The sequence below is a fragment of the Sphingobium sp. 15-1 genome (assembly GCF_013375535.1).
Lineage (GTDB): Bacteria > Pseudomonadota > Alphaproteobacteria > Sphingomonadales > Sphingomonadaceae > Sphingobium > Sphingobium aromaticivastans.
In genome coordinates this window covers 1861080-1885028 of record NZ_JABXJG010000001.1, presented here as the reverse complement: position 1 = coordinate 1885028, position 23949 = coordinate 1861080, and the positions used below count along the sequence as shown (strand labels likewise).

Sequence of the window (23949 nt, the reverse complement as noted above, 5' to 3'; positions counted from 1 at the left end):
CCAAAAGCGTTCCTTTGGTGGTATAGCGTTAACGGGCACTGGAACAGGGGTTAACCATGGGCGACATGAGCAAGGAACCCTCGATGGAGGACATCCTCTCGTCCATCAAGCGGATCATCGCGGAAGAGGGCGAGGAAGCGGTGCAGACTTTGCCGCGCCGCGTGCGTGGCGAGGCGGCGCAGAAGGCCCGGCCTGTTCCCGTCGCGGAGGCGGTGCAGGACCCCGCCAGCGATGAAGTGCTGGAACTGACCGACGAGGTTGCTGTGGAGGAACCCATGCCCGCCCATCGAACGTCCCGCGCTCCTCGGCCCGTGGCCGAGCAGGGAGATGCGTCCATCCTGTCCGTCGAGAGCGAAGTCGCGGCCCGGCACTCGCTGTCCGCCTTGTCCTCCATGCTGGTGGCGCCCAAGGAGGGCGAGGACAATACGCTCGACGGGCTGGTACGCTCGATGCTGAAGCCGATGCTGAGGGAATGGCTCGACGCGCGGCTGCCGCAGATGGTCGAGGATATGGTCGCCAAGGAAATCGCCCGCATCACCGGCCGTTGAGCCGACAGGTCGGGCCGATTCGCGGACGCGGAACGGGCGATTGCTCATCCCGCGTTCCGCTTGCGCTTGGTTGCCGCTGATTCCCTCCGTCTTTGTTCTTTTGTTACGCGCTGGTGGTTGATCCTTGCGAGTTGGCAAGGCGCTGCCTACACCCTTGTCCATAGCTGTCGACGCCGCCCGCAAGAGAGCGGCACGACCCGATTCAAGGGTGTTTATCCATGAAATATCTTCTGCATGCGGGACTTGGCGCTCTGGCCCTGGCCCAATCGGCGCTCGCCTTCACGCCGGCTTCTGCCCGTCCGTTCACGCCCAGCGATATGGTCAGCCTGCATCGCGTGTCGGCGCCCGCGGTCTCGCCCGACGGGCAATGGCTCGCCTATCAGATGCGCGTGACCGACCTTGCGGGGAACAAGGGCCGGACCGACCTCTACCTGCTGGACTTGAGCAAGGCGGGCGCGGCGCCGCGCATGATCGCCTCGGTCGCGGACAGGAATGAAAGCGCGCCGGCTTTTTCGGCGGACGGCAAGGCGCTTTATTATCTGTCCAACCAGAGCGGGGACGACCAGCTTTGGCGCATGGCGCTCGCGGGCGGCAAAAGCGAGCAGGTGACGCAGGCGCCGGGCGGGATTTCCGGCTTTCTGCTGAGTCCCGCAGGCGATCGGGTCGCGTTGTGGGCGGACCGGCCGGTGGGGGCGAAGACCCTGGAGGACGCGAAGCCCACGCCGCCGCCCAGCGCTGGTACGGGGCGGGTCTATGACCAGCTTTTCGCGCGCCATTGGGACACATGGGCGGACGGCCAGCGCTCGCAGATTTTCGTGATGCCGCTTTCGGGGGGCAAGGCCGTGTCGGTCATGGGCACGCTGGTCGGGGACAGCCCGTCCAAGCCCTTTGGCGGGGCCGAGGAAATCGCCTGGAGCGCCGACGGCAAGACATTGTTCTTCGCCTTGCGCGAAGCGGGTCGGATCGAATCGCTGTCGACCAATCTCGATATTTTCGCGGTTCCGGCGGATGGCGGCGCGGCGCCGGTCAATCTGACCGACGCCAATGATGCGACGGACACCATGCCCGCCGTGTCGCCGGACGGAAAATGGCTGGCCTATGCGGCGATGAAGCGGCCCGGCTATGAAAGCGACCGGCAAGTGTTGATGCTGCGCGACATCGCGACCGGCGAGACGAGGGCGCTGACCGAGGCGTGGGATCGCTCGGTCGCCTCCATCGTCTGGACGGCGGATGGGAAGGTTCTTTTCGTCACTGCCGACGATGTGCTGGACCATCCGGTATTCCGGGTGGACGCGGCCTCCGGCAAGGTCGCGCGGCTGACGCAGGCGGGCCATGCGGGCAGCGTCGTGCCTTTGCCCAAGGGCGGTTTCGTCTATGCGCTCGACAGCATCCAGACGCCCGCCGATTTCTGGAAGATGCCCGCCAAGGGCAAGCCGGTGCGCCTCACCAGCGTCAATGCGGAGAAGCTGGCGGGGGTCGATGACGTCTCGGTCCAGCGCTACAGCTTCAAGGGCGCCAATGGCGACACGGTCTGGGGCCAGATCGTGAAGCCCAAGGGCGTGACGGGCAAGCTGCCGGTGGCCTTCCTGGTCCATGGCGGGCCGCAGGGCAGCTTCAACGACAGTTGGTCCTATCGCTGGAATCCCAAGGCTTTCGCGGCGCATGGCTATGCGGCGGTGATCGTCGATTTCCATGGGTCGACCGGCTATGGCCAGGCCTTCACCGATAGCATCAACCAGGATTGGGGCGGCAAGCCGCTGGAGGATCTGAAACTGGGTCTGGCGGCGGCTGCGGCGAAGGATGCGCAGGTCGACGCGGGCAGGGCCTGCGCGCTCGGGGCGAGCTATGGCGGCTATATGATGAACTGGATCGAGGGCAACTGGTCCGACGGCTTCCAATGCATCGTCCAGCATGACGGCGTGTTCGACGCCCGCGCCATGGCTTATGAGACCGAAGAACTATGGTTCGATGAGTGGGAACATGGCGGGCCCTATTATGAGAAGGCGGAGGAGTTCGAGAAATGGAACCCCGTCAACCATGTGACCCAGTGGAAGACGCCGATGCTGGTGGTGACGAGCGAGAAGGATTTCCGCATTCCTTATACCCAGGGGCTGGCGGCCTTCACGGCGTTGCAGCGGCGCAATGTGCCGTCGAAGCTGCTGGTGTTTCCGGATGAGAATCATTGGGTGCTGAAACCGCGCAACTCGCTGCAATGGTATGACGAGGCGCTGGGCTGGCTGGACAGGTGGACGAAGAAATAAGGCCGTCCCATATTTTATCGTCATTCCCGCGAAGGCGGGAATGACGGAAGGAGGTTATGCGAGCGTCTCGATAAATCCGGTCAAAATCTCCGTCAGTTCCTTGGGCGCTTCCACCGGGAGCATGTGCCCTGCACCCTCCACCACTTCCAGCCGGGCATTGGGCGCGCGATCGACCATGTCCCGATGCTGGGCGGGGGGTGACCATTCATCCTCGCTGCCCACAATGGCGAGCATCGGGCATCGGATCGACGCCAGCAGGGCGAGCCGGTCGGGACGGTCGATCAGCGCCTGCTGCTGGCCGGCGAAGATGTCGGGATCGGCCCGTTGCAGCATGGCGGTGATGCCGCCGATCAGTGCGGCATCCTCCCGCCGATCCGGCGCCAACATCGGCGGGAGCCATTTTTCCGCGACGCTCGCCATGCCTTCCGCTCGGGCAAGGGCGGCCAGTTTCCGCCGTCCTTCGATCTCTTGCAGATCGGGCAAGGCGGCGCCGGTGTCGAGCAGGACCAGCCCCACCATCCGCTCCGCCGCCTGATCCGCCAGTTCCAGCGCCACCCGGCCGCCCATGCTGTGACCGATCACGACCATCGGGCCGCTGACGCTCTCAGCGATCCGGCTCGCCATGGCGGCAAGAGAATCGCAGCCGTCGGTGCGTGCGATCACGACCTGTCCCCATCGGCTGAGCGGCCCGATCACCCCATGCCACACCCAGCCGTCGTTCATCAGGCCGGGGATAAGGACGATGCTGAGTGGTTTCCGGGTCGCGGTCACGGCTTTTTTGGCCTCTTATGGAGGAAAGATGCAGCGGATATTTGACGCCGCCGCCGCCTTGCGTAAAGGCCAGCCTATGACCGAATTGCCCAAGACTTTCGACCCCGCCGAAATCGAGTCCCGCTGGTATGCCCATTGGGAACAGAATGGCCTGTTCCGCCCCGCCCGGCCGGGCGCGGAGCCCTTCACCATCGTCAACCCGCCGCCGAACGTGACGGGCAGCCTGCATATCGGCCATGCGCTCGACAATACGTTGCAGGATGTGGTGATCCGTTATGAGCGGCTGCGCGGCAAGGATGCGCTGTGGGTGGTGGGCACCGATCATGCGGGCATCGCGACGCAGATGGTGGTCGAGCGGCAGATGGAGGCGCGACAGGACAAGCGCACCAACTACACCCGCGACCAGTTCGTCGAGAAGGTCTGGGAGTGGAAGGCCGAAAGCGGCGGCGCGATCACGCGCCAGCTTCGCCGTCTGGGCTGCTCGATGGACTGGGCCAATGAGCGCTTCACCATGGACGAGGGCTTTTCGAAGGCCGTCGTCAAGACGTTCGTGGAACTGCGCGAGCGCGGGCTGCTGTATCGCGACAAAAGGCTGGTGAATTGGGACCCGCATTTCCGTTCGGCCATTTCCGACCTGGAGGTCGAGACCAGGGAAGTGAAGGGCGGTTTCTGGCATTTCCGCTATCCGCTGGCCGATGGGGTGAAGCTGGCCAATGGCGCGGACCATATCGTCGTCGCGACGACGCGGCCCGAGACGATGCTGGCGGACATGGCGGTTGCCGTGAATGCCGAAGACCCGCGCTACAAGGATGTCATCGGCAAGGAGATTCTCCAGCCGATCACTGGCCGCCGATTCAAGATCGTGCCCGACGAACATGCCGATCCCGAACTGGGGTCGGGCGCGGTCAAGATCACGCCGGGGCATGACTTCAACGATTTCGAGGTCGGCAAGCGGGCGGGCTTCAGGGCGGCCGACATGCTCAACATGTTCGATGCCGACGCCAATGTCGTTCAGACCTCCGACGGGCTGATTCCGGAGCGCTTCCTTGGCCTGCACCGCTTCCGCCGCGACGGCGTTGACGGCGCGCGCGAGCTGGTCGTGGCGGAGATGAAGGCCTTGGGCCTGTTGGTCCCGCACGTCACGAAGACCAAGGAAGGCGAGGAGGTCGAAGCCGACGCCGAGCCGCGCACCATCCAGACGCCCTTTGGCGACCGTTCGGGCGTCGTGATCGAGCCTTGGCTGACCGACCAATGGTATGTCGATGCGGAAAAGCTGGCCGTCGCGCCGATCCAGGCGGTGCGCGACGGGCGGATCGAGATCGTGCCCAAGACGTGGGAAAAGACCTTCTTCAACTGGATGGAGAATATCCAGCCCTGGTGCGTGTCGCGCCAGCTTTGGTGGGGGCATCAGATTCCGGCCTGGTTCGGACCCCATACCAATAACGGCGCCATCATTCCTTCCCTGGGCACGCATATCTTCGTCGCGGAGACCGAGGAGCAAATGCTCGCCCAGGCGCGGGACTATTATGGCGAGAGCGTCGAGATCGTCATTGCCGCCTCGCGGATCGAGGCGGCGGAAATCGGGCATCATCCGACGAAAGCGGTTCTCTATCGCGATCCGGACGTGCTCGACACCTGGTTCTCCTCGGCGTTATGGCCGTTCGGCACGCTGGGCTGGCCGGAGCAGACCGAGACGCTCAAGCGCCACTATCCCAACGACCTGTTGATCTCCGGCTTCGACATCCTGTTCTTCTGGGATGCGCGCATGGCGATGCAGGGGCTGGAGTTCATGGGCGACGTGCCCTGGCGCAAGCTCTATCTGCACGGCCTCGTGCGCGCCGCCGACGGGCAGAAAATGTCCAAGTCCAAGGGCAATGTCGTCGACCCGCTGGGCCTGATCGACAGGTTCGGCGCGGACGCGTTGCGCTTCTTCATGGCGGCCATGGAAAGCCAGGGCCGCGACGTGAAGATGGATGAGAAGCGGGTCGAGGGCTATCGCAATTTCGCGACCAAGTTGTGGAACGCGACCCGCTTCGCCATGTCCAACGGGATCGGCGCCAGCGCGTCCGTCGCCGCGCCCGCCGCGACCCTGCCGGTCAACAAATGGATCATCGGGGAGGTGGTGGAGACCGTCGCCGCGCTCGACAAGGCGATGGCGGAACTGCGCTTCGACGCCGCCGCCCATGCGATCTATCATTTCGTCTGGGACCAGTTCTGCGACTGGTATCTGGAACGGATCAAGCCGACGCTGAACGAGGAGGCGGAAATTCCGCCTTATGGCGCGGAGCAGGCCAGGGAAACGCGCGCGGTCGCCGGCTGGGTGCTGGACCAGATATTGGTCATGCTGCATCCCTTCATGCCCTTCATCACCGAGGAGCTGTGGGGCGCGTTGGGCGAGCGCGACGGCAATCTGATCGTCGCCCAATGGCCGAATCCGCAGGCGCAGGTCGATGCGGAGGCGAAGGCATCGATCGAATGGTTCATCAAGCTGGTGGGCGATACGCGGGCCGCCAAGAATGAGCTGGGCATCGCGCCCGGAACCAAGTTGACTGCCTATGTCCGCGATGCGGATGGCGGCACGCAGAACCGGATCAACCAGCATTATGCCGCCCTGGCCAAGCTGGCCCGGCTGGAGGTCGTGACGGACCGGCCCGCGCCAGCCGGGGCATCCGTGCAGATCGTGGTCGATGAGGCGACTTTCATCATCCCGCTGGAAGGCGTGATCGACATCGCCGCCGAAAAGACGCGGCTCGCCAAGGCTTTGGCGGCGGCGGAGAAGGAACGGGATTCCCTGTCCGGGCGTCTTTCCAACCCCAGCTTCGTCGAAAAGGCCAAGCCCGAAGCCGTCGCCAAGGCGCGCGAGGACCATGCCGAAAAGGCCGCCGAAGCGGAGAGATTGAAAGCAGCGCTGGAACGGCTGGCCTGACCGGCCTCCGTTCATCGGCGTCACGACGGAAGAAGAGAGACGATGGACGGAGGGACGAAAGCAAGGGATCTGACGCAGGGGCCGATCGGTCCGGCCTTGCTGCTGTTCGCGCTGCCGACGCTGGGTTCCAACATACTCCAGTCGCTCAACGGGTCGATCAACGCGATCTGGGTCGGGCGCTTCCTGGGTGAGCGGGCGCTGGCGGCGACGGCGAACGCGAACATCATCATGTTCCTCATGTTCTCCGTCGTCTTCGGTTTCGGCATGGCGGCGACGGTGGTGATCGCGCAATCCTATGGCGCGCGCGACATGGTTTCGGCGCGGCGGGCCTTCGGGTCGGCGGTCGGCTTCTGCACCCTGCTGGCGCTGGCTGTCGCGCTGGCCGGATGGCTGGGCGCGCCCGCCTTGCTGCGAATGCTGGCGACGCCCGCCGAGGCGTTCGACCCGGCCCTCGTCTATCTGCGCGTGATCTTCATCGCTATGCCCGCCACGCTGCTGAGCGTCATGATCATGATGGGGCTGCGCGGCACGGGGGATGCGCGCACGCCGCTGATCTTCATGTTCGTCAGCGTGGGCGTCGACCTGATGCTGAACCCCGTGCTGATCCGCGGCATCGGGCCGTTCCCGGAAATGGGCATAGCGGGATCGGCCACGGCCACCGCCACGGCGGGCTTCGTCAGCCTGATCGGCGTCATCGCCTATATCTACCGCAACGACCTGCCGCTGCGGCTGCGGGGGGAGGAGCTGGCCTATTTGCGGCCCAGCGCCGCGCAGGTCCGGATGCTGGTGAGCAAGGGGCTGCCCATGGGGTTGCAGATGATCGTCATGTCCGCGTCCGGGCTGGTGATGATCGGCCTCGTCAACCGGGAGGGGCTGGTGGTGACGGCCGCCTATGGCGCGGCGCAGCAGCTCTGGACCTATTTGCAGATGCCCGCCATGGCCATGGGCGCGGCGGTCAGCGCCATGGCGGCGCAGAATATCGGCGCGGGCCGCTGGGATCGGGTGGGGCGGATCGCGAGCTATGGCCTTGGCTATCTGCTGCTCGTCACCGGGGCGATGATCGCGGTGATGCTGCTGTTCCACCAATCCCTGCTGGCGCTGTTCCTGGGGTCAGGCAGTCCCGCCGTCCCGGTCGCCTGGCACATGCAATTGCTGGCGAGCTGGAGCTTCATCCTGTTCGGCTGCTCGATGATCTTCTTCGGCGTGATGCGGGCGAACGGCGTGGTGGTGGGGCCGCTCCTCATCCTGGCCTTCACCATGTTCGTGGTGCGGCTGGGCTTCTACAAGATCGGCTATGGCGCGCTGGGGGCGGATGCGCTGTGGCTGAGCTTCCCCGCCGGTTCGGGCGCGACGCTGCTGCTGGCCGTGCTTTATTACCGGCAGGGCGGCTGGAAGAAGGCGAAGCTGCTGGCTCAGCCCAATGAGGAGGAATGCCGGGAGGCGGTCAATGCGGAGGGAGAGCCCGCCGGGCGGATCGCGCCGACGGGGTGAATTGGGGCTTGGTTAGCCCTTTTAGGAAAGCATGCTCCTGCGAAGGCACTCGAACGAGACAAGTGGCTCGTGAAAGCATAGTCCCACCCTCTGTGGATCATAGCGCCGTCTGAACTAGGCTCCTGCCTACGCAGGAGCACGTTATACGTAAATTCTAACGCCCCTGGCTGCGCCAGCGCGTGATGGTGCGGTCGAGTATGTCCGCCTCGCCGCCCGACTGGCGCCACAGTTCCGTGAAGCTCGGGTCGCCCGAAGCGGGACGCCGCGACTCCTCCAGATTGTCGAGCGCGACGCGGATCGGCACGGCGACGCCTTCGCCGCAGATGATCGCCTCCCGGTTGCGCAGGGCGGGGATGGAATCGAGGAAGCCGCGCGCGCCTTCGGGCATGGCCGCCTTCACAAAGGCCTGGTCGCGGTCGTTGTTGAGGCGCATCGAAATGATCGTGCCGCATTGCGACAGCACGCCTTCGGCCAGATCGGACGGGCGTTGGGTGATAAGGCCCAGCGACACGCCATATTTGCGGCCTTCCTTGGCGATCCGCTCCAGGATGCGGCGCACCGCCTGACCGCCGCCGGTCGTGCTGCTGGGGATATAGCGATGCGCTTCCTCGCAGACGAGCAGGATCGGCCGTTGCGGCTCGTCCCGCGCCCAGAGGGCATAGTCGAACACCAGCCGCGACAGCACCGACACGACGACCGATGTGATGTCGGAGGGCATGGAGGACACGTCGATGATCGAGATCGGCTTGCCGCCCGAGGGCAGGCGGAAGATCTTGGCGATGAATTCCTGCATCGTATCCGCGACCAGCATGCCGGAGAACATGAAGCTGTAGCGCGGATCGCTCTTGATCTCGTCGATCTTGGTCTTCAGCCGCATATAGGGCAGCGATCCGGTGCCCTTGTCCAGCTTGCCCATCTCATTCTGAAGGATGTTGGTGAGGTCGGACAGCAGATAGGGGACGGGCGAATCGACCGTCAGCCGCCCGATGCTTTCCGCCAGCCGATTCTTCGACCGCGCGGCCAGCAGGCATTTGGCGAGGATGTCGCAATCCACCGTCCGCTCGGACCCTTCGGAGGTGACGAACACCTCGCAATGCTCCTCGAAATTCATCAGCCAATAGGGGAGGGCGAGGTTGTTGACGTCATAGACCGCGCCATTGGTCTGGAAGGCCGCGCCATATTCGCCATGGGGGTCGATCATCACGATATGCCCCTGCGGCGACAGGTCACAGATGCGGTGCAGGATCAGCGCGGCGCTGGTCGACTTGCCGGTGCCGGTCGATCCCAACAGGGCGAAATGCTTGCCCAGCATCGAATCGACATAGAGAGCGGCGCGGGTGTCGCTGGTCGGATAGACGGTGCCGATCTGCACATGGGGGCGATCGTCCGCCGAATAGATTTGCTGCATGTCCTGGCTCGACACCGGATAGACCTCCGTCCCCGGCGTCGGATAGCGGGTCACGCCGCGGCGGAAGCGGTAGATGCGACCGGTCAGCTTCTCCTCATCGCCTTCGCCCAGAAAGTCGATGTCGACGATGATGCTGTTGCTGTCCCGCCGGTCCATGGCCATGGCGCGAACACTGGCGATCAGCCAGACATGGCCGACGCGCATCTTCACCTGGCTGCCGACCTGCCCCGCCATGGCGAGCGAAGGATCGGGATCGTGCGCCAGCGTCGCGATCCGCGCGGCGTCGATGATCAGTTGGGAACTGGAACCCGCGATCTGGAAAACCATGCCCATGGCGTCGACCGAAGTCTGAAAGACATGCGGCTGCGCGCCCGCAAAATGGTCAGCACCGTGCATTTGGGTCATCAGCCTTTTTCCCCTTCGGCCGGACGGGTTTCCGGCACGTCGGATCGATTTAACCGGGGACTGGTAAAGAATATGCTTATTCCGGCCCCATGATCAAAAGGCGGCCCTATGCCTGCGCCGCGATGTCAGAGGAAATGCGTGTCGGGCCTGGTCGTTGAAACATTTGCCGAAAATCGGGAAAATCGCTTGCCTGCCGTGCTGACGACCGACGCGGCGCGGCGATCCGACGCGATTTCCATCGCCCGCGTGATCTGCATATTGGGGGTGGTGTACGTCCATGCCTGGACGGGTCTGAGCGGTCATGATCTGGAAATCCTGCGGGGAACGCCGCAGGACAGCCTGCGCTGGGCATTGATGGAGATTTTCGGGCGCAGCGCCGTGCCGCTGCTGGGCCTGATTTCCGGTTGGCTGGTCGCGGGGTCTTCGCGGACGCAGGACTGGCTGCGCCATGTCGGGCGCAAGGCGCGGACGATCCTGCTGCCGATGATCCTGTGGAACGCGCTGGCGATCCTGTTCGTGTCCGGCGCGGCCTGGGTGCTGGGCCTGTCCGCGCCGGTGCCCTCGTCGACCGGCTGGATGTTCCAGGAACTGTTCATCGTCAGCCGCAATCCCGACATCAACGTGCAGATGCCGTTCCTGCGCGACCTGTTCCTGTGCATGCTGGCCGCGCCTTTGTTCGTGCGGCTGCCCGGCTGGGCGCTGGGCTGCGTCGCGGCGATGGCGGCACTATGCCAGATCATGGGCTGGGGGCCGCCGGTGCTGATGCGCGCGTCCATCCTGTTCTTCTTCATCATGGGCATCATCGCGCGGCGCGGAGGGCTGGCCGACCGGGTGGCGGCGCTGTCCTGGGCGGTCGCGGCGGCGCCCTTCGCGCTGCTGATGACGGCGCAGCTCTTTATTTCCCTGCATCCGGGCGCTTTGCAGCAGGGCCTCGCCACGGCGGTGCTGGACATGGCGGTGCGGGTCGTCGCGGCGCTGTTCTTCTGGCGCCTCGCCTGGTCGCTGGCGGCCAGCGCGGCGCGGGGGATGCTGCTGCGGATCGAGCCCTTCGCCTTCTTCCTCTTCTGCTCGCACCTCATCCTGATCTGGCTGGGCGGGCCGGTGCTGGGAATCCTGTTCGGCAAGCTGGGCTCGCCCTTCTATCCCGCCTATCTGCTGGTGCAGCCGCTGCTGGTGCTGGTCGCCGTCGTGCTGCTGGGCTCGCTGCTCAGCCGCGCCGCGCCGGGACTGGCGAAGCTATTGAGCGGCGGCCGGTTGATGGCCGCCTGACACCACTCGACCGGCCACCGCACGGCCCGCCGCCATGGCGATTTCCAGGCTGCGCTTGCGTGCCTCGAAATCGTGGATCTGGCCGCCAAGGATGATCTCATCGACCTGGGTGCGGCGGATGAAGGCGGCCAGATCGCGCTCGACATCCGCCTGGGCGCCGATGCTGGAAGCGCTCAGCACATCGGCCAGCATCGCCTGCGCCTGCGGCGGCAGGCTTTCATAATAGCCGGGAACAGGCGGTTGCAGCTTGCCCGGCTGACCGGTGCGCAGCCGGACGAAGGCCTGCTGCATGGAGGTGGCGATCAGGCGCGCCTCCTCCGCCGTGTCGGCAGCGAACACGTTGAATCCCGCCATCACATAAGGATATTTGAGCTGCGCCGATGGCCGGAAATCGCGGCGATAGATGGCGATCGCCTCATCCAGCGCGCCCGGCGCGAAATGGGAGGCGAAGGCATAGGGCAGGCCCAGCGCGGCGGCCAGTTGCGCGCCATAGAGGCTGGAACCGAGAATCCAGAGCGGCACGTCCTCGCCCGCGCCGGGGGTCGCCTGAAAGCCCAGGCGCGCGTCGCCGGCGAAATAGGCCTGCAATTCCATCACGTCGCGAGGGAATTCGTCCGGCCCGCCGGTCAGGGTGCGGCGCATCGCCTGCGCCACGCGCTGGTCGGAGCCGGGGGCGCGGCCCAGCCCCAGATCGACACGGCCGGGAAACAGCGCGGCCAGCGTGCCAAACTGTTCCGCGATCAGCAGCGGCGCATGATTGGGCAGCATGATGCCGCCCGCGCCGATGCGGATATGGCTTGTGGCCTGTCCGATATGCGCCAGCACCACGGCGGTCGCGGCCGACGCAATCCCCGGCATGCCATGATGCTCCGCCACCCAATAGCGGTGGAAGCCAAGGCTTTCGGCATGGGCGGCAAAGGCGGCGGCGCGGCCGAGCGCCTCGCTGACGGTGGTGCCTTCGTTGACGGGGACGAGGTCCAGAACGGAAAAACGAGTCATGCGCCGCATATGGGGGGATGACCCGTTTTATTTCAATACGTATTTTTGGGATGGAAAGCGGACATCTTCAGAACAGGCTTGCCTGCTCCTGCGCAGGCAGGAGCCCAGTTCCACCGTCTGATCTGGGCTCCTGCCTGCGCAGGAGCACGTATCGGGCAATGGCAGCAACTGGCCAACCCGCGCAATCAACCGGCGGCGCGGCCGAATCCCTGGGCCGGACCGTCGACGCGGCGGCCGAACCCTTGCGGCCTGCGGGCGACCAGCGGATTGGCGTCGCGGTCGAGCAGCGCCATCGTCTCGGTGAAGCAGGGCCGCAGCGCCACGACATCCTCGATCAGTTCGTCCGGGCCTTCGCGGCTTTCGACGCAGCGGCGGGCGACCATCTCGATCTTTTCGGCCATGGCGCTGAGGCGATAGGCGCCGAACTGCGCGGACTCGCCCTTCAGCGTATGGGCCGGGGTGACGAGCGCGGCGGCGTTCAGCGCGCGAAAGGCGTCCTCGATCATGCCGATCGCCTTGGCGCCATCCTCCCGAAAATAGCCGAGAATCCGCAGGAAAGCGGTCCCCAACTCCGATCGGGACTTGGCAAAATCGGCCCAGTTGACCAGTTCGGCCTCTTGATATGACACCCTGACACTCCCTGTTCTGCCGTGGGGAATATAGAAGAGGAGCGTAAATAGGGGGTTAAGTTGGGTGGGGTGGGGGAGGCGTTATGTAACCCCGACGTCATGCGGAACTTGGTTCAGCATCCATTTCTCCTCCAGGTCCAGTTCAAGAGGCACGATGGATGCTGAACCAAGTTCAGCATGACGAGGGAGGAGGATCGTTAGAGCGATCGAGCGAGAGCAAAGAGATGCGGCCTCTCGGCAATGAAGGTCCAACCCTGCTGCCGGGCCAAGGCCTCCAGTTCCACTGGCGCGATGGGATCGTCCGCCTCGATCGTCACCGCATCGGCGGACCGCATCGCCCGCGCCACGCGCAGTGCGGGCCAGGGGCATTTCATGCCTCTCGCGTCGATATGGACCGCCTCACTTGCTGGCATAGGGATTTTTGGCGCTGCGCAGCGTCAACCGCACCGGCACCGCGCCGAAGCCTAACTCCTTGCGGATGCCGTTCACCAGATAGCGGCGATAGCTTTCCGGCAGCTCGTCCAGCCGCGTGCCGAACAGCACGAAGGTCGGCGGGCGGGTCTTGTTCTGGGTGATATAGCGCAGCTTGATCCGCTTGCCGCCGGGGGCGGGGGGTGGATTGGCCTCCAGCGCGCGTTCGAACCAGCGGTTGAGGATGCCGGTCGACACGCGCTGCGACCAGGCGGTGCGGGTTTCGAAGGCGACGCGGATCAGATCGTCCAGCCCCTTGCCGGTGGCGGCGGAGACGGTCATGATCGGCACGCCGCGTATCTGCGCGAGACCATCGGAGAGCGCCTGCTTGATGCCCTGATAGAGCGCCGAGCCATGCTCCACCGTGTCCCATTTGTTGAGCGCGACGACGAGGGCGCGGCCTTCCTCGATCACCTTGTCCGCGATGCGCAGGTCCTGCGCCTCCAGCCCGCGGGTGGAATCGAGCAGCAGCACGACGACTTCGGCAAAGTTCACGGCGTTCAGGCCGTCCGAAACGGCGAGCTTTTCCAGCTTGTCCTGCACCTTCGCGCGCTTGCGCATGCCTGCCGTGTCGATCAGGCGTACCGGGCGTTCTTCGCCGTCGGGGCTCGTCCAGCTCCAGTCGACGGCGATGGAGTCGCGGGTGATGCCCGCTTCGGGGCCGGTCAGCAGGCGGTTCTCGCCCAGCAGCCGGTTGATGAGCGTCGACTTGCCCGCATTGGGGCGGCCGACGATGGCGAGCTTCAGCGGCGCGGATTCGAGATCGGCCTCTTCGGGTTCAGCCTCCTCTTCCTCCTCCTCACGGTCGATATAGGGGAGCAGCGCCTGGAACAGATCGGCCAGCCCCTGGCCATGTTCGGCGGAGAAGGGGACGGGGTCGCCCAGGCCCAGGCTGAACGCTTCCATCACGCCATCGTCGCCTGCCCTGCCCTCGGCCTTGTTGGCCATCAGCACGACGGGGGCGTCGCCCTCGCGCAGCCAGCGGGCGATTTCCTCGTCCAGCGGGGTGATCCCGGCGCGGGCGTCGACGACGAACAGCGCGACATCGGCATTTTCCACCGCCGCCTGCGTCTGCATGCGCATGCGGCCGGGCAGGGTCTGGGGGTCTTCATCCTCATAACCGGCGGTGTCGATGATGGTGAAATCGACGCCGAGCAGATTCGCCTGCCCCTCCCGCCGGTCGCGGGTCACGCCAGGCTGGTCGTCGACCAGCGCCAGCTTCTTGCCGACGAGCCGGTTGAAAAGGGTGGACTTGCCCACATTTGGGCGTCCGACAATGGCAACGGTGGGCAGCATGAGAGGCCCGTATCCTTTCTTGGGTCGCCTGTCAGCACATCAGGCGTAAAAACATGCGTGCTCCTGCGAAGGCAGGAGCCCAGTCCTACCGTTGGAACTGGGCTCCTGCCTTCGCAGGAGCACGCTTACCTTCTATCGTTCCTGGCGTCAGCGAAACGCCGTCAGCTTGCCGTCATCCGCCAGGATATAGAGCGTGTTGTTCGCGACTACCGGCGACAGCGACATCGACCGGTCGAGATCGACTTCCGCCTGGATCTTGCCGGTCGTCGGATCGACATAGTTGAGGTCGCCATGGGTCGACACCAGCACCAGCCGCCCGCCCGCCAGCACAGGCCCGGTCCAGCGGATCGCCTTGTCCTTTTTCTTTTCCTTCTGCCAGCGGCGGAGCTGGCTGATCCAGCGGATCTTGCCGGTGGCGCGGGCGACGCAGAGCAGCTTGGCGTCGCTGGTGACGGCAAACACCCATTCGCCCACGACCGAAGGGGTCGAAATGCCCGCAATGTTGATTTCCCAGAGCCGCTGGCCGCTCACCAGTTCATAGCTTGCCATGCGGCCGCCCTGGCCGATGGCGAAGACGCGGCCGCGGTCGATCACCGGATCGGCGTCGATGTCGGTCAGCGACGCCACGGCGGTCGAGATGCTGGTGCGCGACAGCGCGTCGCCCCACAGCGTCCGGCCATTTTCATAGCGATAGGCGGTCAGCTCGCCCGAACTGTAGCCCGCGATCACCGTGCCCTGCGCGGCGGCGGGGGCGGCCACGCCGAAAATGCCCGTGACTTGCAGCGTGCCGCTGTCGGTCCACTGCACTTCGCCGTCGCTCTGGTTGAGGGCGAAGATCTGATTGTCCTGCCCCATCACATAGACATGGCCGTTGGCCAGCGTCGGCGCGCCGCGCAGCGGGCCGCCGGGACGCTTCTTCCACAGGACTGCGCCGGTATTGGCGTCCAGCGCGGCGACATCGCCCACGCCGGTGCTGGCATAGAGCTTGCCGTCGATCACGCTGACGCCGCCGCCGAACAGGGCGCGGCCGCTGCCCTCGGCGGGCAGGGGGGTCTGCCACAGCTTCGAACCGCTATTGGCGTCGAACGCGATCACCCGCGCATCGGCGTCGATGACATAGAGCTTGCCGCCGACCACCACCGGGGCGGAGGCCAGGCGCGCCTGAGGCGTGCTGCCGGAGATGGAGGCGGTCCAGGCCTGCGACGGCGAAGCGCCCAGCGCCAGATTGCCCATCGTCTTGGCGGGGCTGCCGCCCGGCTGCGACCATTGGTCATTGGCATAGGGTTCGGGCAGGGCCACGGGCACGTCCGCCAGCGTCGGGTCGACCTCCACACCCTGCTCATTGCTGAGGATCGAGGTGCGCTTGCCGATCACCGGGGTCTTGGGGCCGCCCTTCTTGCCGCCGATCACGCCGCAGCCCGCGAGCAGGGCGATCATCGTGGCCACAGTCACGGCGCGGCTGGCGCCCGAAAATTTCGTCATGCTGTGCTTTCCCATGCGCCCAATCATTCCTGTCCCGCCACGATCGGCGTTTCGACTGCATCTACACCCAATAACCCCGCCATCTGTCGCGCGCGTGAACGGATCGACTGCGGCACGTTCGGGTCCTTCGCCATGGCGGCGAACAGCGGCCCGGCGAGGTCGGGCTTGCGCATCTTCATATAGGCGATGGCGACCAGTTCCCCGGCGCTGCCGAACCAGGGCGCGCCCTCCACGGCGAGGGGCTTCAGCCGGTCGACCACCTGCTGCGGTTGCAGATTTTCATATTCCAGCGTGGTCTGGCGGATCAGCGCCAGGTCGCGATAGGGCTGGTCGAGCGAGCTGTCATTGGCCATCGCCTGATAGGCGGCGATGGCGGCCTTGCTGTCGCCCTTGCGCGCGGCCGTGCCCGCCTTCACCAGCAGGGCGGAGGCGCGGAAGCCGGGCTGGCTCGCCTGGGTCAGCTTGTCCAGTTCCTTGGCGTCGGGCGTGCCGCCGCCGACGGCCGTGGCGATCGCCTTGTCCATTTCCTCGGACACGGCCTGCGACTGCGTCTTGGTGTAATGCTGCCAATAGAGCCAGCCGCCGAAGACCGCGAGGCCGATGACCACCGCCGCGACGATCCACCGGCCGAAGCGCTGCCAGAAGGTCAGCAACTGGTCCTGCCGGACGGCCTCGTCGACCTCACGCATGAAGGCTTCGCTGTTTTGCGGCGTCAGGGCCACTTGGGTCTCCAGAAATTCGTCAGTTACGGCACGCGGAAGGCGCGATCATTAGCGGGGCTCTTGGCTCACGCAAATCACTTTTTGGGCCGATAGACCTGATCTTCGGTCGGAAAGTGCCGGTTCCGGACATCTTCGGCATATTGGACGGCAGCCTTTTCGATCGTTTCCGCGATATTTTCATAACGCTTCACGAAGCGGGGCACGCGTTCGAACATGCCCAGCATGTCCTCCGCCACCAGCACCTGTCCATCGCAATGCGCCGATGCGCCGATGCCGATCACCGGCACGTCGACGCTGTCGGTGACGGCGACGGCGATGTCCTCCATCACCCCTTCGATCACCATCGCGAAGGCGCCGGCCTGAGCCACGGCGCGGGCGTCGGAGATGATCTTGGCATGCTCCTCCTGGCTTTTGCCGCGCGCGCCATAACCGCCCAGCGCGTTCACGGCCTGCGGCGTTAGGCCGATATGCGCCATCACCGGAATGCCGCGCTGGCTGAGGAAGGAGATGGTTTCCGCCATCGCCACGCCGCCCTCCAGCTTGACGCCCGCGCAGCCGGTTTCGGCCATGATGCGGCTGGCGCTGGCAAAGGCCTGTTGCGGGGAGGCTTCGTAGCTGCCGAAGGGCATGTCGACCAGCACGACGCTGTGATAGCTGCCCCGGACCACGGCCGCGCCATGGGCGATCATCATGTCGAGCGTGACGGCAAGGGTGGAGGGAAGGCCGTAAATCACCTGGCCCAGCGAATCGCCCACCAGCAGCATGTCGCAATGCGGGTCGAGCAACTGCGCCTGCCGCGCGGTATAGGCGGTCAGCATCACCAGCGGCTGCTCCGTCTTCCCCTCGAACTTGCGGCGCTGGATGGCGGGCACGGTCAGGCGCTTCATCGGCGCAGGGGTGGGATTGGCGCGGCTGGTCGACGTGTCGAGGGTGAAGGTCGTGGACATGGAATGCGCTCTACCCCAGCGTGGCGCGGGGCGCAAATCGGGCGGCATATATGCCGTGCTCCTGCGAAGGCAGGAGCCCAGTTCAGACGGTGCGATGATACACTGAGGGCAGGACTGGGCTCTCACGAGCCGCTTGTCTCGATCGAGTGCCTTCGCAGGAACAGGGAATCCTAACACGGGAACGTAAAAATGCGGGGAGCGACAGGGCCGTGTCGCTCCCCACAGGGGGTGAACCTCTTTTAAAAGGTCAGAACGAGAATTTGATCGTTCCGCCCCAGGTTCTGGGGTCGCCGGGCTGGCCGGCGATCAGGCCGGTGTTACCCGGCGCGACCTGCAGATTTTCGATATAGTTGACGTCGAAGGCGTTGCGGACCCAACCGAAGATGTCGAACCCTTCGCCCCGGAAGCCGGCGCGGAAGTTGGTCAGGGCATAGCCCTTCACCTCCGTATAGATGGACGGCGAGGCATTGGAATTCCAATGCGACCGGTAATTGCCGTCGACGCCCAGATAAAGCTGCCCATCCTTGTCCAGCAGCGTGACCGGAATGTTATATTCCGCGCCATAGGAGAAGGCCCATTTCGACACGCCGGGCAGGTCCTGGCCGGAAATGTCGCAGGCCCGTGGGCTGAGCGATGCGGCGGGGTGGCTAGGCGTGTTGCCGGCCTGGCCGGGTGCGTCCGGCGTCTGGGTGCCAGTCACGAACGTGCCGCCGGACAGTTCGGGCGGGCAGGGCGCGTTGGTGAACTTCTTGTACTTGGCGTCGGTATAGGCGCCGTTGGCATAAGCGGTGAAGCGGTCGCTGGCGACGATCTTGAGGTCCGCCTCGATACCCTGCGACCGGACCTTTTCCGCATTGGCGAGGTAGCCGCGCACGGTGCCGAACTGGCCGCCGTTCACCGTCGCCTGGAAATTCTTGATCTCCGTGCGGAAGGCGGTGAGGTTGAAGGTCGCCCGGCGGTCCCAGAACTGCGTCTTGAGGCCGATTTCATAATGGTTGACCGATTCCGGCTTCACCGTGCTGGCAGCGTAGTTCACCGTATTGTCTGAATTGAGCGGCAGGCCGTTCTGGTTGATGCCCAGCGTCTTGAAGCTCTTGGCATAGGTCGCATAGGCAAGGATGTCCTGCGCGATCTTGTAATTGACGTTGAAGTCGTAGGTGAAGTTCCACGCGCTGTCGGACGGCGAGCTGACCTGCGGCTGGTAGACGCCGCACTGCGCCGCCAACACTGGCTGGGTGGTGGAGCTGGGGGCAGGCGTGCAACTGATGACCTGACCCTGGCCGTTGGTCACGACGCGCTGGTAGAAGCCCGACTTCTTGTCATAGTTGAGGCGCGCGCCCGGCTGGATGGTGAGGGCGTCCGTCACTTTCCAGCTAAGCTGACCGAACAGCGCCGCGCTTTCGCTCTTGAGCCATTGCGTGTTGCTGGCGGTCAGGCCTGCGAGCGTCGCGGGAATGTTGGCGATGTTGGTCGGAGAGGTCGAAGGGTTCAGACTCCATTTGGCGGCGGCGCTGCCCTGCTGTTCGGTGCCCTGGGTGTCGATCCGCTGCTTGAAGCCGAACAGGCCGACGACGAAGTCGACTTTCTGGCTCTCGTAATTATAGCGGAATTCCTGGCTATACTGGTCCTGCTGCGAGGGGTTCTGCGACTTGGACACGATCGGCAGGCCGGTGAAGTCACGGTCATTTTCCGGCTTCCAGTCCCAGAAGCGCCATGCAGTGACGGAGGTCAGCGTGCCTGGGCCGACATCCCACTTCACCCGCGCCGATACGCCGCCGATCTTGTTGCCAGCATTCAGGTTGCTGTCGAGATCAGTCAGCCGGTCATAAGGGTTGCGGCTGGGGACGACATAATTTTGCGCGGCGGCGAGCGCGTCATATTGGCGGTTGATCGGGCGCTGCGTGGTGCCCACCCGCACGAACACGGTGCCGCAGCATTCCGGGTCCTGCTTGCTGTAGTCGCCCGACAATGTGAGGCTGAAATTATCGGTGGGCTTGAACAGCAGTTGCCCGCGAAGGCCCAGATTGTCCTGCTCGTTGATCCAGCGCTGGGACGTGACGTTGTAGATCGTGCCCCGGCGGCTGGTCGCGGCGACGGCGATGCGGGCGGCGATCGTGTCCGACAGCGGGCCGGAAATGGCGGCCTTCGCCTGCTTGTAGTTGAGGTTGCCGACGGTCAGCTCGGCGCGGCCCTCGAAATCGAAGGTCGGCTGGTTGGTCGTGATGTTGATCGCGCCTGCCGTGGTGTTCTTGCCGTAGAGCGAACCTTGCGGACCGCGCAGCACTTCGACCTGGGCGACATCGAGGAAGTCGAAGGTCGCGGCGGCGACGCGGCTGTTGTAAACGTCGTCGACATAGATGCCGACGCCCTGCTCGAAGCCGTCGCTGGTCAGGCCGAACGGCACGCCAAGGCCACGGATGTTGACCGAGGTGTTGCGCGGGTTGGTGGTGTAGACCTGAAGCGTCGGCGCCAATTGCTGGAGCTTCACGACGTTGAAATTGCCGGTCGCCTCAATGCTGTCGCCGCGAATCACGGAGATCGCCAGCGGCACCTCCTGCGCGGTTTCCGCGCGGCGGCGGGCGGTGACGATGATCACTTCCCCGCGGGCAGTGGCTTGTTCGGCGCTGTCCGCAACGGGTTGAGGCGCGTCCTGCGCAGATGCGGTGGACGCAATGAAGGATGCGCTCGCCACGCCGGCGAGCAACAGAAAACGCGCAATCATGGATATTCCCCTTCCGGATGTCCGGTGAATGTTGATCGCGGCCTCTGCGGTGATCCGCTCAAAGCCGTTGGTCTGGGAATGGAAAATGTGGCCCACCCCTTGCCACTTATATTCAGCCCTTTTGCGGGCCTTGTTCAGCAACCCTGTATTCTTGTGCCCCCGCTGTTCCTTCAGGCGGTCAGGCGCGTCTTTTCCGTGACGTCGATCTGCACCACGCGTGCGTCATGCACGGTCAGCGTGACAGATCCAAAACGAAGCGCCTCCAGCACGCTGCGCACCTTTTCGATGCTGACGGCGATGTCGTGGCGCTGCCCTTCGCTGCGGCCGTTTCGGGCAAATTCAATCGATCGGTTTTCACTCATAAACACCTCTTAGCCGCTCTTTATCTCAACTGGATTGATAGACAAAAAAGCAAATATAAGGGGCGCTCAAGTTTCTCTTGTCGCGCCCCAAAAGCATCGTTCGGAAAAGTGGGTCCGGTTTTCCGTAAAAACGATGCGATAACAAAAAACTACAGACTAGCCGTTGACCCGCAGCGCCGCCAATCGCCGCTCCTGATGCGCCAGCGGGATGGCGGGCCGCAATTGGCGCATCGCAGAGGCCTGCTCATGCGCATTGTCGATCAGTTTTTCGAGCAGCGCCTGGCCGAAGCGCCATTCGCCCAGGCCCGATTCCGCATTGATATGGCCGCAGAAACCGGCGTCGACGAAGCTGCTGCCCCAATTCTTGCCGACGCTATGGGCGCGTTCGAAGAAGATGTAGGGGTCGTTGCGGCTGGCCACGACGATCGACGGGAAGGGCAGTTGCGCGCGCGGCGTGGGGCCGAAGCCGCCGATCGTCTCGGGTGTTTCCATCCGGTCGCAATCGGGCGGCGCCACCAGCAGCGCGCCGGTCACCGGCCAGCCATAGGCCTGGCTCTGCAACGCGCCCCACCAGGCGACCGCCAGGCAGCCCAGGCTGTGCGCGGCCAGGATGATCGGCCCGTCCGCCGCCCGGATCGCCGCGTCCAGGCGCGTGACCCAGCTATTGCGGCTGGGGCTGGCCCAGCTTCCCAGGTCGACGCGTTCGCAATCCCCGCGGGTTTTTTCCCACAGCGTCTGCCAATGATCGGGTCCGCTATTGTTGAGACCCGGTATGGTCAGCACAACCGGTTGGCGCGCGTCTCCTGAATGTCCGAATCGCTCCATGGTCAGATCCTCGTCCTATTGTCGAGGGAGAGATAATTCTATTTATCCGGTAGACAATGGTCAAGCGACAAAATGTGTCGGAATCTGGGCAACCCGATTCATCTGAGGTTCATATAGCCGAAAGGGTCGCGAAATACCACCTTTGGGCCTTGCCGCGACCCCCTTCGCGGGCCTGTCACCAGGGGTAGATCAGCCCATAATATTGGAAGACGCTGCGGCCATAGGCATCGTTGTAGTCGGGCCGTTCGTCGGGCAGGTGCCGGGGCGCCTCATCCAATATATCCTTGGCCAGATCGACGACATAGCCGCCCTTGTCGGTGTCGTAGCTCAGCATCGACCAGGGCAGCGGATAATGATCGTTGCCCATGCCCAGAAAGCCGCCGAAGGACAGCACGGCATAGCGCACCTGCCCACTGCGCTTGTCGACCATGAAATTGGAAATATGGCCCAGCCGCTCGCCCTGGCGGTTGTAGACGGTGGTGCCCTCGACCCGGTCGGATGCGATCAGGTCGCCATGATTTTCCGTCGCTATGTCAGACATTGTCACTCTCCTGCGAAGAAATCGCGCTATGGTGATGAACCATGGGGGACCGGCCGGGTTCCCCCTGCAAACAGCGCGCAGACAGGAGGATGGTCATGAAGATCAATCGCAGCGGATCGGCGGTATGGAGCGGCGGCCTGAAGGACGGCAAGGGCGCGATCTCGACCCAGAGCGGCGCGCTGGATGCGCATCCCTATGGCTTTGCGATGCGCTTCGAAGGGGTGCCGGGCACCAACCCCGAAGAGTTGATCGCGGCGGCCCATGCCTCCTGCTTCACCATGGCGCTGTCCCTGATCCTGGGCGAAGCGGGGCTGACGGCGGAGAAGATGGAGACCAACGCCGTCGTGACGCTGGAGCAGCAGGAGGGCGGCTTCGCCATCACCGCCAGCAGGCTGACCTTGAAGGCGACTATCCCCGGCGCGGACGACGCCCGGTTCCAGGAACTGGCGGCCAAGGCGAAGGCCAATTGCCCCGTGTCCAAGCTGCTGAATGCGGAGATCAGCATGGACGCTGAATTGCTCTAGGCGGCGTGGACAAATTCAAGACTCGCCGGACTGCGTGATTTGGGTGGAGAGCGGATGTTCTGCTTTCAGCACTCACTTAATGGCACACCGTGCTCCTGCGAAGGCAGGAGCCCAGTTCAGGCGTTGCGACGATCCACTGACAGTGGGCCTGGGCTCCTGCCTTCGCAGGAGCACGGCGCGCTTAACGTCCGCTCCTGGCCATTTCCCGACATTCCGAATTTGCCCACGCGGCCTAGGCTGAGCGAGCGCGCCTGGCGCGGACATGCTCGCGCCAGGCGATGTACAGGCCGCTCGCGACGATCAGCGCGGCGCCGATCCAGGTCGTCGCCATCGGCCAGTTGCCCCAGATCGCCCAGCCAAGCAGCGTCGTCCAGATGATCGAGCTGTAATCCATCGGCAGCACGAGGGAGACGGGCGCCCAGCGCAGGGCGGCGGTCATGCAGATCTGCGCGATGCCGCCCGATACGCCGATCAGCAACAGCAGCCCCCAGGTCACGGCGTCATGGGCCTGCCCATAGAACAGCATCGCCGCGCCCAGCGGCGGCAGCGACAACAGGGTGAACCAGAAGACGATCACCCCCGCGCTTTCCGTCCGCCCCAGTTCGCGCAGCACCAGACTGACATTGGCCGTGATGAACGCGGCGGAGAGGGCGACCGCGACGCCGATGGCGGGAAAATGCCCGGCATCCGGGCGGACCATGACGATCACGCCCAGAAAGCCGACCAGAACGGCGCTCCAGCGGTGCAGGCCGGTCGCTTCGCGCAGGATCAGGGCGGACAATATGGTGCCGAAGATCGGCATGGTGAAGCCGATGGTGACGGCCTCCGCCGGCAGCAGCAGGATATAGGACAGGAAGTTCAGCACCATGCCGGTCAGGCCGACGATCATGCGCGTGGCATGAACGCTGATGCGCCGGGTGCGGATCGATCCCATGCCGGTACTCGCGGCGATCCAGGCGAAGGCCACGGGCAAGGCCAGCGCCTGCCGGTAGAACAGCGATTCGACCACATGCACGCCACGCGCATCGGCCAGCCTGACCGTCACGAACATGACCGACAGGCAGATCACCGCGACCAGCCGCAGGCCGATGGCGGTGAAGGGGCGATGCGGACGGCTGGAAGGGGGCAGGGGCGGCACGCGACCGCCTTAGCCCGGCTGCCGGAGGACGCAACAGCTTAGGGGGCTTGTGGCTTTGATATATGGGATGCGTTTGAAGGGTCGTATCCCGTTCCGGCGTTGCCTTCTAGACAACCCGTCATGCTGAACTTGTTTCAGCATCCATTTCTCCCCAAGAGCGAAGGCGGGTGGGGCACGATGGATGCTGAAACAAGTTCAGCATGACGAATGAG

General features: G+C 64.6%; 20 protein-coding genes. 6 read left to right on the top strand and 14 right to left on the bottom strand.

The annotated features are described in order from the left end of the window. Positions 1–56 precede the first annotated feature (56 nt). Together HUK72_RS08840 and HUK72_RS08835 are read left to right on the top strand one after the other, a co-directional pair. On the top strand, positions 57–548 hold the full coding sequence (locus tag HUK72_RS08840; RefSeq protein ID WP_176596458.1) for a DUF2497 domain-containing protein: 492 nt from the start codon (positions 57–59) through the stop codon (positions 546–548). Positions 549–766: 218 nt separating this feature from the next. Continuing rightward, entirely contained in the window at positions 767–2809 is a 2043-nt protein-coding gene (locus HUK72_RS08835; RefSeq protein ID WP_176596457.1) for a S9 family peptidase, read from the top strand. Between the two features lie 54 nt (positions 2810–2863). Here the strand turns inward: HUK72_RS08835 and HUK72_RS08830 are convergent, their stop codons facing one another. Further along, a complete protein-coding gene (locus HUK72_RS08830; RefSeq protein ID WP_176596456.1) occupies positions 2864–3580 on the bottom strand; it encodes an alpha/beta fold hydrolase in 717 nt (238 codons plus the stop codon). Positions 3581–3656: 76 nt separating this feature from the next. Between HUK72_RS08830 and HUK72_RS08825 the strand changes: the two genes are divergently transcribed. Continuing rightward, complete coding sequence (locus HUK72_RS08825; RefSeq protein WP_176597799.1) at positions 3657–6506, top strand: valine--tRNA ligase; 2850 nt, start codon at positions 3657–3659, stop codon at positions 6504–6506. Positions 6507–6548: 42 nt separating this feature from the next. Next, complete coding sequence (locus tag HUK72_RS08820) at positions 6549–7997, top strand: MATE family efflux transporter (protein ID WP_176596455.1); 1449 nt, start codon at positions 6549–6551, stop codon at positions 7995–7997. Between the two features lie 154 nt (positions 7998–8151). On the opposite strand, the gene HUK72_RS08815 is transcribed toward HUK72_RS08820, so the two are convergent. Continuing rightward, positions 8152–9810, bottom strand: coding sequence for an ATP-binding protein (locus HUK72_RS08815; protein ID WP_176596454.1), 1659 nt, complete (start codon positions 9808–9810; stop codon positions 8152–8154). A gap of 147 nt (positions 9811–9957) precedes the next feature. Here HUK72_RS08815 and HUK72_RS08810 point away from each other — a divergent pair, with 147 nt between their 5' ends. After that, positions 9958–11079, top strand: a complete 1122-nt coding sequence (locus tag HUK72_RS08810) for an acyltransferase (protein ID WP_255325790.1) — start codon at positions 9958–9960, stop codon at positions 11077–11079. On the opposite strand, the gene HUK72_RS08805 is transcribed toward HUK72_RS08810, so the two are convergent. From HUK72_RS08805 to HUK72_RS08755, 11 genes are all read right to left on the bottom strand, one after another. Continuing rightward, positions 11047–12078 carry an LLM class flavin-dependent oxidoreductase gene (locus tag HUK72_RS08805; protein ID WP_176596452.1) on the bottom strand — a complete coding sequence of 344 codons (1032 nt, stop codon included), beginning with the start codon at positions 12076–12078 and terminating at the stop codon, positions 11047–11049. The genes HUK72_RS08810 and HUK72_RS08805 overlap by 33 nt on opposite strands. 185 nt (positions 12079–12263) lie before the next feature. Further along, the gene (locus HUK72_RS08800; protein ID WP_176596451.1) at positions 12264–12707 is read right to left on the bottom strand and encodes an Hpt domain-containing protein; all 444 of its coding nucleotides are present in this window, start codon (positions 12705–12707) and stop codon (positions 12264–12266) included. Between the two features lie 197 nt (positions 12708–12904). Next, entirely contained in the window at positions 12905–13120 is a 216-nt protein-coding gene (locus HUK72_RS08795; protein ID WP_025549906.1) for a sulfurtransferase TusA family protein, read from the bottom strand. Continuing rightward, positions 13107–14474, bottom strand: a complete 1368-nt coding sequence (der, locus tag HUK72_RS08790) for a ribosome biogenesis GTPase Der (protein ID WP_044661752.1) — start codon at positions 14472–14474, stop codon at positions 13107–13109. The genes HUK72_RS08795 and der overlap by 14 nt, the downstream gene beginning before the upstream one ends. Before the next feature lie 147 nt (positions 14475–14621). Continuing rightward, complete coding sequence (locus HUK72_RS08785; RefSeq protein WP_369805939.1) at positions 14622–15983, bottom strand: PQQ-binding-like beta-propeller repeat protein; 1362 nt, start codon at positions 15981–15983, stop codon at positions 14622–14624. Continuing rightward, positions 15980–16678 (bottom strand): tetratricopeptide repeat protein, encoded by a 699-nt coding sequence (locus HUK72_RS08780; protein WP_176596449.1) that lies wholly within the window; start codon positions 16676–16678, stop codon positions 15980–15982. Before HUK72_RS08780 ends, HUK72_RS08785 begins: the two co-directional genes overlap by 4 nt. Positions 16679–16752: 74 nt before the next feature. After that, positions 16753–17625, bottom strand: a complete 873-nt coding sequence (gene panB / locus HUK72_RS08775; RefSeq protein WP_176596448.1) for a 3-methyl-2-oxobutanoate hydroxymethyltransferase — start codon at positions 17623–17625, stop codon at positions 16753–16755. Positions 17626–17872: 247 nt separating this feature from the next. Further along, complete coding sequence (locus HUK72_RS08770) at positions 17873–20347, bottom strand: TonB-dependent receptor (protein ID WP_176596447.1); 2475 nt, start codon at positions 20345–20347, stop codon at positions 17873–17875. 170 nt (positions 20348–20517) lie between these two features. Continuing rightward, complete coding sequence (locus HUK72_RS08765; protein WP_176596446.1) at positions 20518–20709, bottom strand: YezD family protein; 192 nt, start codon at positions 20707–20709, stop codon at positions 20518–20520. A 156-nt stretch (positions 20710–20865) separates the two neighbouring features. Further along, on the bottom strand, positions 20866–21534 hold the full coding sequence (locus HUK72_RS08760; RefSeq protein ID WP_176596445.1) for an alpha/beta hydrolase: 669 nt from the start codon (positions 21532–21534) through the stop codon (positions 20866–20868). Between the two features lie 175 nt (positions 21535–21709). Further along, the gene (locus HUK72_RS08755; RefSeq protein ID WP_176596444.1) at positions 21710–22075 is read right to left on the bottom strand and encodes a PRC-barrel domain-containing protein; all 366 of its coding nucleotides are present in this window, start codon (positions 22073–22075) and stop codon (positions 21710–21712) included. Positions 22076–22170: 95 nt separating this feature from the next. Here HUK72_RS08755 and HUK72_RS08750 point away from each other — a divergent pair, with 95 nt between their 5' ends. Beyond that, positions 22171–22599, top strand: coding sequence for an OsmC family protein (locus HUK72_RS08750; protein ID WP_176596443.1), 429 nt, complete (start codon positions 22171–22173; stop codon positions 22597–22599). A 232-nt stretch (positions 22600–22831) separates the two neighbouring features. On the opposite strand, the gene HUK72_RS08745 is transcribed toward HUK72_RS08750, so the two are convergent. Next, positions 22832–23737, bottom strand: coding sequence for a DMT family transporter (locus HUK72_RS08745; protein ID WP_176596442.1), 906 nt, complete (start codon positions 23735–23737; stop codon positions 22832–22834). Positions 23738–23949 lie beyond the last annotated feature (212 nt).